Raw genomic sequence first — 10152 nt, forward strand, 5'->3', positions numbered from 1 at the left:
CCCCCGCGGCCTGGGGTGCGCCGGTGGCGCCGGCCCCGGCCGCCGCCACCGGCGCACCCCAGGCCGCGGGGGCCGGCGCCGTACCCGTCAGCAGCCGCACCAGCCAGTCCCGCCGCAGCATCAACTGCATCCGCCGCGCGTCGAGTTGGGCCAGCTCACGGTCGATCAGCGCCAGCTCCTCGGCCGGCGGCAGGTTCACGTCCATACCTCCGCAGTGTGGTCGCCGTCACCCACCCCGCACATGGGTGCGCCTACTCATTCCCGGTACTCATCCCCGCACCTGAGTACGACCCCCGGCGGGGGAGTGGGGCGCCGCCGGGCGGGCCAGACTGGGGACATGGACTGGAGCCGCTACCGCTTCCGCAGCGTGTGGGACATACCCGCCGCCCCCGGCCGCGTCTACGCCGCCCTGGAACGCGCCGAGGACTACCCGCGCTGGTGGCCCCAGGTCCGCCGGGTCGACCCCGTCGACGCACGCAGCGGCACCGCCCGCTTCCGCTCCTTCCTCCCCTACGAGCTGCGCGTGACCGCCACCGAGCTGCTGCGCGACCCGCAGCGCGGGGTCCTGGAGGTGGCCCTGCGCGGCGACCTCGACGGCTGGGCCCGCTGGACCGTCACCCCGCGCCCGGGCGGCGGCACCCGCGCCCTCTACGAGCAGGAGGTCGTCGTCCGCAAGCCGCTGATGCGCCGCCTCGCCCTTCCCGGACGGCCCGTCTTCCGGCTCAACCACGCGGCGATGATGCGCGCGGGACGCCGCGGACTGACCGGCTATCTGGCCCGCCGGCCGGATGCGGTTTGAACCGGACCCCATGACCCCTGTATGGTTCAGTGCGTTCCCGGGCGATTAGCTCAGCGGGAGAGCACTTCGTTCACACCGAAGGGGTCACTGGTTCGATCCCAGTATCGCCCACCGGGTCAGGCCGGTCCGTCACCAGACGGACCGGCCTTCCGCATTCCACGGCCCGGGGCCCCACGTTGCACCCCACGTCCCGTGCCACGCCCCGCGCCCGGCCGTGCTACGCCGCCGCCGGTAGCTCCGGACGCAGCGGCCAGTGCGGGTCCACCGCCTCCTCGGAACCGTTCCGCGCGAACCAGGCCTGCAGCCCGCGCGCCTGCGCCGCGTGCCACACCGCCTGGAGCGTGTGCAGCTCCGTCGGGGTCAGCCGCTCCAGCCGCCCCGCGAACCGCCTGCCCACCGCCCGCACCACCTCCAACGAGGCCAGCGCGTCCGCCGCCGCGTCGTGCGCCTCCGCGAGCTCTATCCCGTAGTGCGCGCACAGGTCCGTCAGCGTCCGCCGGCCCTTGCGGTAGCGGTCCAGGTGCTTGTCCAGCACCCGCGGGTCCAGCACCGTCAGCGGCCGGTTGTCCAGGTACTTCGCCAGCGACGACGCCCGGTGCCGGCGCAACTCCCGGTCCAGCAGCGTCAGATCGAACGGCGCGTTCATCACCACCACCGGACGGTTCGCCCTCTGCTGCTCGGCGAGCGCCCGGGCTATCTCCTCCACCACCGGCGCCGGCCACCGGCCGTGCCGCTGGAGGTGGTCGTCCGTCAGACCGTGCACCTCCACGGCGCCCTGCGGCACCGGGATCCCCGGATTGACCAGCCAGCGCGTCGCGCGGACCCGCCCGCCCGCGCACTCCTGCACGACGAGCGCCGCGGACACGATCCGGTCCTGCTCGACGTCCACCCCGGTGGTCTCTGTGTCGAATGCGGCCAGCGGGCCTTCGTACCAGCGCGACATGGCGAACTCCTCGTCCCCGGACGGCAGATGGCTACCCCCGCGGCCGGCCGCGCTGCATCTGCCCGAATCCGTGATACCCGCGCTGTTTGCCCCGTACGCCGTTTGGGGGCAGCCGGGTCCGGAGACAACTCCCGTGGGGGACCGTACAGGTGAGCGGCCGTCATCCTCCGGCCGCCGGACGGCACCCCCATCGGCCTGGAAGGCACGGGGAGCCATGGCCCTGACCCAACCCGAACCGGGCGAGGTGCTGCGCGGCAGCCTCGCCGTCACCGCCTGCATGGAGACCCTTCAGGTGGGATACCTGCACGCCGTCGCCGCCGCGGCCGGCTGCTCCCTGTCCCAGCCCTTCCCCGACAACGGCATCGACTGGCACGTCAGCCACGGCGCGGCCACCCACTCCGTCGACGACGAGGTCACCCTCAAGGTCCAGCTCAAGGCCACCTACCAGGTGCCGCCGCGCCCGGACGGGGCGTCGTTCGCCTTCACCCTCGACAACGAGCACCTGGTCAAGCTCGCCCGGACCCCCGTCCTGGTCCCCAAGATCCTGGTGGTGATGCTCGTCCCGCGCGACCGCTCCGGGTGGATCAGCGCCGGACCCGACCAGCTCGACCTGCGGCACTGCTGCTACTGGACCAATCTGGCCGGTCACCCCGTGACCGGCCGGCGCCGGACCACCGTACGGATCCCGACCTCGCGGATCTTCGACGACCGGGCGCTGTGCGAGATCATGACCCGGGTCGGGTCGGGAGGGACACCTTGATGGACTGGCCGCCGTACCGCCGCCCCCTGACCGGCACCGTCACGGACGCCGGGGCCCCCACGCCCGGTCTCCCCGGCGACCCGGGGCCCTACGAGCCCTACGGGCCCGACACCGGCCCCGCCGCCCCCGACCCGACCCGGGTCGACCCCGCCGTCCTCGGCGCGCTGCTGCACCGGCACGGCTGGCAGCGCCGCGGCGGACCGGCCGGGCGCTACGGCCGCTGGACCCCGCCCGGCAGGCCCGGCACCAGCGTGCTGGTCCCCGAGACCCGGGCCTTCCCGGACTGCACCGACCTGCTGGAGGAGGCCCTGACCGCCCTGGCCCGCAGCGGGCTGCCCTCGGCCCGGGAGGTGCTGTTCGGACTGCGCGTGCCCAGCGACGAGGTCGGCTTCACCCGCGCCACGCCCGAGACCCCCCAGGGCCGGCCCTACGGTCCGCCCGGCCCCGCCGCCTGGACCGCCCAGGAGCAGCTGCGCTCCGCCGCCCGCAAGCTGCTGCTGGCCGGCGCCCTGGCCGACGTGGCCCGGGTCGGCTACCACGGCGCCCGCCACCGGGGCCCCGCCGAACGGGCCCTGGCCGGCGTCCTGGTCGGCCCGGCCGCCGACGGCGGCCGGCTCACCGCCCACGTGCCCGTCGACGGCGGCCGCGGCACCGTGATCCGGCTGCACCACGCCCTGCACGCCGCCCGCGAGGCCGTCGACTACCAGCGCGCCACCGGCGGCATGGACGCCTTCGACGCCGCCGTCGAGGCCGGCGTCAGCCGGGAGCTGGCCGAGGCCCTCGTCGCCCTGGTCCGCGGCGCCGAGGGCGCCCGCGTCGCCCTGGCCTGGGCCCCGGCCGCCGGCGTCCCCGCCGGCTGCGCCGCCCGCCCCGAGCCCGTCGAGTTCTCCCCGGGCGACCTGCCCGTGCTGCGCGAGGCCGCCGACCGCTACACCCGCGCGGAACCGGCCGTACCGGTCCGGGTCACCGGCACCGTCGTACGCATGCGCCGCTCCGCCGTCGGCGGCGGAGGCACCGTGCGCCTGCGCGTGCTGACCGGAGCCGAGGTCCCCTACGTCCGGGCCGCGCTGGACGAGGAGTCCTACCGGGTGGCCGGCCACGCCCACCTCGTCGGCCTCCCCGTCGCCGTCAGCGGCCGCCTCCAGCGCCGCGGCGGCTTCCGCCGCCTGGCCGCCGCCTCCGACGTGACCCCGGTCGTCCTCGACGACGGGGAACGCGACCGCCTGATGAAGACCCTGCGGGACGGCTACGAGGGCTGAGGGCCGGAGGCGGCGCCGCCCCCGGTCAGCGCCCGCCCGCCCGCCCGCGGTGGAACGAGGCCATGACCAGCCCCGGCACCGGAGAGAAGTCGGGGCCGCGGGTCAGCTCCAGGCGGGTGTAGAGGGTGACGGCCGGGGTGTTCACCGCCCCGGTGGTGACCGTCACGGGCCGGTCCACGAGCACCTCGTCCAGTGCGTGCCGCAGCAGCAGCGAGGCCACGCCACGGCGGAACCAGCCGGGATCCACGCAGAGCCGGTCGATCTCCGCCCCGCCGTCCGGGCCCGGCCCCCACGCCAGGAAGCCCGCGACCGCGCCCGCCGAGGAGTACGCGCCCAGCCAGTCAAGGGGCCGGGCCCGCATTTCGTCGAGGCTCTCGCGCAGCGCCGGGATGCCGTCGAAGCCGATCAGGCCGGCCTCCACGGCGTAGGCGGCGCGCCCGATCCGGTGCACGGCGGCGGCGGTGGCGTCGTCGGTGAGGTCGAGTGGTCGTATCCGCAGGTCGGACAAGAGGACCTCCTTCGGTCGGCCGCCCACGCTAACCAGGGCGCCGGTCCCGGGCGAGCCCTTAATCCGTTTCGCGGGCGGCCGCCCGGGCTCGGTACGATTCACACGCGCGCAGTGACCACTGCCGCACCCCTTCAGACAGGAGAGACCGGTGTCAGACGTCCGTGTGATCATCCAACGCGATTCCGAGCGGGAAGAGCGCGTGGTGACCACGGGCACCACGGCGGCGGACCTCTTCCCCGGCGAGCGCACCGTGATCGCGGCGCGCGTCGCGGGCGAGCTGAAGGACCTGGAGTACGTCGTCCAGGACGGCGAGACCGTCGAGCCGGTGGAGATCTCCTCCGAGGACGGCCTGAACATCCTGCGCCACTCCACCGCGCACGTCATGGCCCAGGCCGTGCAGGAGCTCTTCCCCGAGGCCAAGCTGGGCATCGGCCCGCCGGTCCGGGACGGCTTCTACTACGACTTCGACGTCGCCAAGCCCTTCACCCCCGATGACCTCAAGGCCATCGAGAAGAAGATGCAGGAGATCCAGAAGCGGGGCCAGCGCTTCTCCCGCCGCGTGGTCACCGACGAGGCCGCCCGCGAGGAGCTCGCCGACGAGCCGTACAAGCTGGAGCTCATCGGCATCAAGGGCTCGGCCTCCACCGACGACGGCGCGAACGTCGAGGTGGGCGCCGGCGAGCTGACCATCTACGACAACCTGGACGCCAAGACCGGCGACCTGTGCTGGAAGGACCTCTGCCGCGGTCCCCACCTGCCGAGCACCCGGCACATCCCGGCGTTCAAGCTCATGCGCAACGCGGCCGCCTACTGGCGCGGCAGCGAGAAGAACCCGATGCTCCAGCGCATCTACGGCACCGCGTGGCCGTCCAAGGACGAGCTCAAGGCCCACCTCGACTTCCTCGCCGAGGCCGAGAAGCGCGACCACCGCAAGCTCGGCAACGAGCTGGACCTCTTCTCCATCCCGGACGAGATCGGCTCCGGCCTGGCCGTCTTCCACCCGCGCGGCGGCATCATCCGCCGGGTCATGGAGGACTACTCGCGCCGCCGGCACGAGGAGGAGGGCTACGAGTTCGTCTACTCCCCGCACGCCACCAAGGGCGCCCTCTTCGAGAAGAGCGGCCACCTGGACTGGTACGCGGAGGGCATGTACCCCCCCATGCAGCTCGACGGTGGTACCGACTACTACCTCAAGCCCATGAACTGCCCGATGCACAACCTGATCTTCGACGCGCGCGGGCGCTCCTACCGTGAGCTGCCGCTGCGCCTGTTCGAGTTCGGCACCGTGTACCGGTACGAGAAGTCCGGCGTGGTCCACGGCCTCACCCGGGCCCGCGGCTTCACCCAGGACGACGCGCACATCTACTGCACCCGTGAGCAGATGGCCGAGGAGCTCGACCGCACCCTCACCTTCGTGCTGAACCTGCTGCGCGACTACGGCCTGACCGACTTCTACCTGGAGCTGTCCACCAAGGACCCGGAGAAGTTCGTCGGCTCGGACGAGGTCTGGGAGGAGGCCACCGCGGTCCTCCAGCAGGTGGCCGAGAAGCAGGGCCTCCCGCTGACCCCCGACCCGGGCGGCGCGGCCTTCTACGGCCCGAAGATCTCCGTGCAGGCGCGGGACGCCATCGGCCGCACCTGGCAGATGTCGACGGTCCAGTTGGACTTCAATCTGCCGGAGCGCTTCGACCTGGAGTACACCGGCCCGGACGGTTCCCGCCAGCGCCCGGTCATGATCCACCGCGCGCTGTTCGGCTCGATCGAGCGGTTCTTCGCGGTGCTGCTGGAGCACTACGCCGGCGCCATGCCGCCGTGGCTGGCCCCGGTCCAGGCGGTCGGCATCCCGATCGGCGACGCGCACGTCGAGTACCTCCAGGAGTTCGCCGCCGCGGCGAAGAAGAAGGGCCTGCGGGTCGAGGTGGACGCCTCCTCGGACCGCATGCAGAAGAAGATCCGCAACCAGCAGAAGCTGAAGGTCCCCTTCATGATCATCGTCGGTGACGAGGACATGGCCGCGGGCACCGTCTCCTTCCGCTACCGCGACGGGTCGCAGGAGAACGGGATTCCCCGTGACGAAGCGCTGGCCAAGCTCGTTGATGTGGTGGAGCGCCGGGTCCAGGTGTGACCTGTTCCCCGCGTAAGCGGGAGTGAGCCCGTCGTCGAGGACCGCGTCCAGGCCTGAGCCCCGGACGAGCCGAAGGCCCCCGGAATCCACTTTCCGGGGGCCTTCCTCATGCCCTTCGGCGAGGTCATATGCTGCATGGCATGACGACTCAGCCGGAGCAGCAGAACGGCGTTGGGACGCAGGACGCGTTCCAGCGGCTGTGGACCCCCCACCGCATGGCCTACATCCAGGGGGAGAACAAGCCGACCGGCCCGGAGGCCGGGGACGGCTGCCCCTTCTGCGGGATTCCGGAGATGTCGGACCAGGACGGCCTGGTCGTTGCGCGGGGCAAGCACGTCTACGCCGTGCTGAATCTTTACCCTTACAACGGCGGCCACACCATGATCGTCCCGTACCGGCACGTCGCCGACTACACCGAGCTCGACGACAGCGAGACGGCCGAGCTGGCCGACCTGACCAAGCGGGCCATGGTCGCCCTGCGCAAGGCCTCGGGTGCCCACGGCTTCAACATCGGCATGAACCAGGGCACGGCGGCCGGGGCCGGCATCGCCGCGCACCTGCACCAGCACATCGTGCCCCGCTGGGGCGGGGACACGAACTTCATGCCGGTCGTCGGCCACACCAAGGTGCTGCCCCAGCTGCTGGCGGACACCCGGCAGATGCTGGCCGACGCCTGGCCGGTCGGTTAGGCGTCGTACACGTCCGCCTTGCGCGGGGCGGGGTCCTGGACGAGGCCGCTGACCACGGACGCGCGGCCGGTGAACTTGTCGGTGTCCACGCCGTTCTGCTCCAGGACCCCGATCGCGGCGGTGTGGACCACCCGCAGCACGGGCGTCGCCACGCGCATCACGTCGTCGGCCATGAAGCGGTGCCGCCACATCGAGTCGGCCCAGACGTGCCGGACGCCGAAGGGCTCGGGCAGGACGAGCTTGCCGCCGAGCCAGTTCAGCAGGGGCGGGTACCAGGTGAGGGGGGCGCGCACCATCTGGCGCACGACCTCCTCGGTCTTGCAGACGGGCAGGATCCGCTCGGTGGTCTCCCAGAACCGGAAGGTCTTGGGCACCTCGACCTTGTCGGGGGTGGGCTTGCTGGTGAACAGGCCGTTGACGGGGCCGAGGGCGTGCCCGGTGACCTCCACGCGGAGGGTCTTGTGGAGCACGGTGACCGTGATCAGCATCGTGATCACGAGCTGGCCGTCCCACAGGGGCCACTGGATCCCCAGGTAGTGCCGGTTGCCGGCGCCGAACTGCTGGTCGTTGCAGATCCGGGTGATCTCGTGCGGTTTGACCTGGAAGTCGTGCACGCCGTCGCCGGTGGGCCGGGCCACCTCGGCGGCCTTCTCCCCGACGGGGGTGACGATCCAGTGGGTGATGTCGGGCGCGGGGAGGCCGCCGGTGTGGAGCGGGCCGCGGTTGATCTGGCCGAGCTGGTCGTGGATGGCGCGGATGACGTCCCAGCTGCGGAAGGGGTGGATCTCGGCGAGACCCTCCTTGGGGACGAGCTCCTCGGCCATCTGCCAGCTGCCCCAGCGGGTGCCCATGCCCAGTATCCCCTTGGGGCCGGCGTAGAAGACGGAGTTGCTGCGGTCCTCGGCGGTGAGCTTGGCGAGCTGGTGGCGCAGGTCCTCGGCGGCCTTGTCACCGGGGTTGCCGGGGACCGCCTCGGGGATCTTGGCGGGGACGCCGCCCCCGGAGAGCAGGCCCTCCCAGCGGGAGCGCAGGTCGACGGTGGTGCCCTCGCAGATCCGGCGGGACAGGAACCAGCCGACGGCCGGTGCGATGATCATGCCGCGCAGGTAGTACGCCCAGAAGCCGGTGTAGGGCAGCCGGAACATGAGGACGGCGGCGATCAGCGCGATGCCCACGAGGACGGCGGTACCGAGCCAGGAGGAGTGCTTGCTGTCGCTGCCCGCGAGGGTCTTGCGGAGCTGGAACAGGGCCAGCCACAGCAGCATCCCGGGCAGGAACACGATCCCGCACAGGAAGGTGATCACCATGAGCTTGCGGTCGCGTTCCTTGCGGATGCGGTTCGCGGCCAGGCAGTGCTCGACCACGGTCTGCGGGTCGGCGCCGAAGGCCTGGATCAGCGGTTTGCGGCCGGCGCCGAGCAGCCGGCTCTCGACGGCATGGCTGTAGGCCTCGCCCAGGCTGGGGGTGAACAGGGAGAGTTTGCCCGCCGTGACGGTGGACGTGTGGTACTCGTTGTCGGCGTCCTTGATCTTTTCGAGCTTGGTGTCGCTGCACCCGTCGCGATAGGCGACGGAGGCGAGCGCGTTGGTCGCCACGGTTCCGGCGCCGCCGCCCTGGACGGGGATCTGTGCCCCCGGACTGAAGTCGAATCCGTCGTCCGCCATCTGGCCCCCACCTGGTGTGCTCCGTGCTGACCCCCGCCCATGGCCATGGGACAGGGAAATGCCGCCCACCGCAAGCGGGTTGGATGGGCGGCCGCACCCTACGCTATGACAACTAGGTTCCCTTCTCCGCCTGTTCGCGAATCTTGTCCGCCAGCTGGGGTGGCATGGGTTCGTGCCGCAGGTAGGTCCGGTCGAAGCGGCCGGTGCCGTGGGAGACGGAGCGGAGTTCGACGGCGTAGCGGTCGATCTCGATCTCGGGGATCTCGGCGCGGACCAGGGTCCGGCCGCCGGCCGCCGGTTCGGTGCCGACGACCCGGCCGCGGCGGCCGGCCAGATCGCTCATGACCGGGCCGACATGGGCGTCGGGCACCAGCACGGTGAGTTCGGCGACGGGTTCGAGAAGGTGGATCCGGGCGTCGGCGGCGGCCTCCCGCAGGGCGAGCGCACCGGCGGTCTGGAAGGCGGCGTCGGAGGAGTCGACCGAGTGGGCCTTGCCGTCGACGAGGGTGACCCGTACGTCGACCAGCGGGTGCCCGGCGGCCAGGCCCTTGGCGGCCTGGGCGCGCACCCCCTTCTCGACGGAGGGGATGAAGGAGCGCGGGACCGCGCCGCCGACGACCTTGTCGACGAACTCGATGCCGCTGCCGGCGGGCAGGGGTTCGACCTCGATCTCGCAGATCGCGAACTGGCCGTGGCCGCCGGACTGCTTGACGTGCCGGCCGCGGCCCGTGGCCTTGCCGCCGAAGGTCTCGCGGAGGCTGACCTTGTGGGGCACGGGGTCGACCTGGACGCCGTAGCGGGTGCGCAGGCGTTCGAGGGCGACGTCCTGGTGGGCCTCGCCGAGGCACCACAGGACGACCTGGTGGGTGTGCGGGTTCTGCTCCAGCCGGAGCGTGGGGTCCTCGGCGACGAGCCGGCCGAGGGCCTGGCTGAGCTTGTCCTCGTCGGCCTTGCTGTGCGCCTGGATGGCCAGCGGGAGGAGCGGGGCGGGCATGTCCCACGCCTCCATGAGCAGGGGCTTGTCCTTGGCCGAGAGGGTGTCGCCGGTCTCGGCGCGGGTGAGCCGGGCGACGCAGGCGATGTCGCCGGCGATGGCCTGCGGGAGGGAGCGCTGCTGTTTGCCGAACGGGGCGGTGAGCGTGCCGACGCGTTCGTCGGCCTCGTGCAGCTCGTGGCTCTCGTGGTGGTCGAGGCCGTGGCCCGAGACGTGCACGGTGTCGTCCGGGTGGAGGGTGCCGGAGAAGACCCGGACCAGGGAGACCCGGCCGACGTAGGGGTCGGAGGAGGTCTTGACGACCTCGGCGACGAGGGGGCCGTCGGGGTCGCAGCTGATCTCGGGCCACGGCCTCGACCACCACGAGAGCCACGAGCTGCACGAGGCCGACGAACGCGTCGGCACGCTCAC

Annotated in this window: 10 protein-coding genes and 1 tRNA gene; 6 read left to right on the top strand and 5 right to left on the bottom strand. The window is 72.4% G+C overall.

Going from position 1 to position 10152, the window contains the following annotated elements; all coding sequences use genetic code 11:
• On the bottom strand, window positions 1-205 hold a 205-nt coding region (locus tag EF918_RS26695), incomplete at its 3' end, for a hypothetical protein (RefSeq protein WP_148141264.1).
• 132 nt (window positions 206-337) lie between these two features.
• Here EF918_RS26695 and EF918_RS26700 point away from each other — a divergent pair.
• Both EF918_RS26700 and EF918_RS26705 read left to right on the top strand, forming a co-directional pair.
• Entirely contained in the window at window positions 338-799 is a 462-nt protein-coding gene (locus EF918_RS26700) for an SRPBCC family protein (RefSeq protein WP_125651330.1), read from the top strand.
• 39 nt (window positions 800-838) lie between these two features.
• Window positions 839-910: transfer RNA gene (locus EF918_RS26705), tRNA-Val, on the top strand.
• Between the two features lie 106 nt (window positions 911-1016).
• On the opposite strand, the gene EF918_RS26710 is transcribed toward EF918_RS26705, so the two are convergent.
• The gene (locus EF918_RS26710) at window positions 1017-1742 is read right to left on the bottom strand and encodes a 3'-5' exonuclease (RefSeq protein ID WP_125651332.1); all 726 of its coding nucleotides are present in this window, start codon (window positions 1740-1742) and stop codon (window positions 1017-1019) included.
• Between the two features lie 214 nt (window positions 1743-1956).
• On the opposite strand from EF918_RS26710, the gene EF918_RS26715 reads away from it, so the two are divergent.
• Window positions 1957-2502, top strand: coding sequence for a DUF4365 domain-containing protein (locus EF918_RS26715; protein WP_125651334.1), 546 nt, complete (start codon window positions 1957-1959; stop codon window positions 2500-2502).
• A complete protein-coding gene (locus EF918_RS26720; protein ID WP_260610704.1) occupies window positions 2502-3761 on the top strand; it encodes a hypothetical protein in 1260 nt (419 codons plus the stop codon). The genes EF918_RS26715 and EF918_RS26720 overlap by 1 nt, the downstream gene beginning before the upstream one ends.
• 25 nt (window positions 3762-3786) lie before the next feature.
• Here the strand turns inward: EF918_RS26720 and EF918_RS26725 are convergent, their stop codons facing one another.
• The gene (locus EF918_RS26725) at window positions 3787-4269 is read right to left on the bottom strand and encodes a GNAT family N-acetyltransferase (RefSeq protein WP_260610705.1); all 483 of its coding nucleotides are present in this window, start codon (window positions 4267-4269) and stop codon (window positions 3787-3789) included.
• Between the two features lie 148 nt (window positions 4270-4417).
• Here EF918_RS26725 and thrS point away from each other — a divergent pair, with 148 nt between their 5' ends.
• Together thrS and EF918_RS26735 are read left to right on the top strand one after the other, a co-directional pair.
• Window positions 4418-6394 (top strand): threonine--tRNA ligase, encoded by a 1977-nt coding sequence (gene thrS / locus EF918_RS26730; protein WP_125651338.1) that lies wholly within the window; start codon window positions 4418-4420, stop codon window positions 6392-6394.
• A gap of 128 nt (window positions 6395-6522) precedes the next feature.
• Window positions 6523-7083 carry an HIT domain-containing protein gene (locus EF918_RS26735; RefSeq protein ID WP_125651340.1) on the top strand — a complete coding sequence of 187 codons (561 nt, stop codon included), beginning with the start codon at window positions 6523-6525 and terminating at the stop codon, window positions 7081-7083.
• Here EF918_RS26735 and EF918_RS26740 read toward each other — a convergent pair.
• On the bottom strand, window positions 7080-8747 hold the full coding sequence (locus tag EF918_RS26740; protein WP_125651342.1) for a hypothetical protein: 1668 nt from the start codon (window positions 8745-8747) through the stop codon (window positions 7080-7082). The two genes, EF918_RS26735 and EF918_RS26740, sit on opposite strands and share 4 nt — an antisense overlap.
• Before the next feature lie 112 nt (window positions 8748-8859).
• The coding region (locus EF918_RS26745; RefSeq protein WP_260610707.1) for an EF-Tu/IF-2/RF-3 family GTPase at window positions 8860-10152 on the bottom strand (1293 nt) is incomplete at its 5' end.

The organism is Streptomyces sp. WAC06614 (assembly GCF_003949795.1).
Classification (GTDB): domain Bacteria; phylum Actinomycetota; class Actinomycetes; order Streptomycetales; family Streptomycetaceae; genus Streptomyces.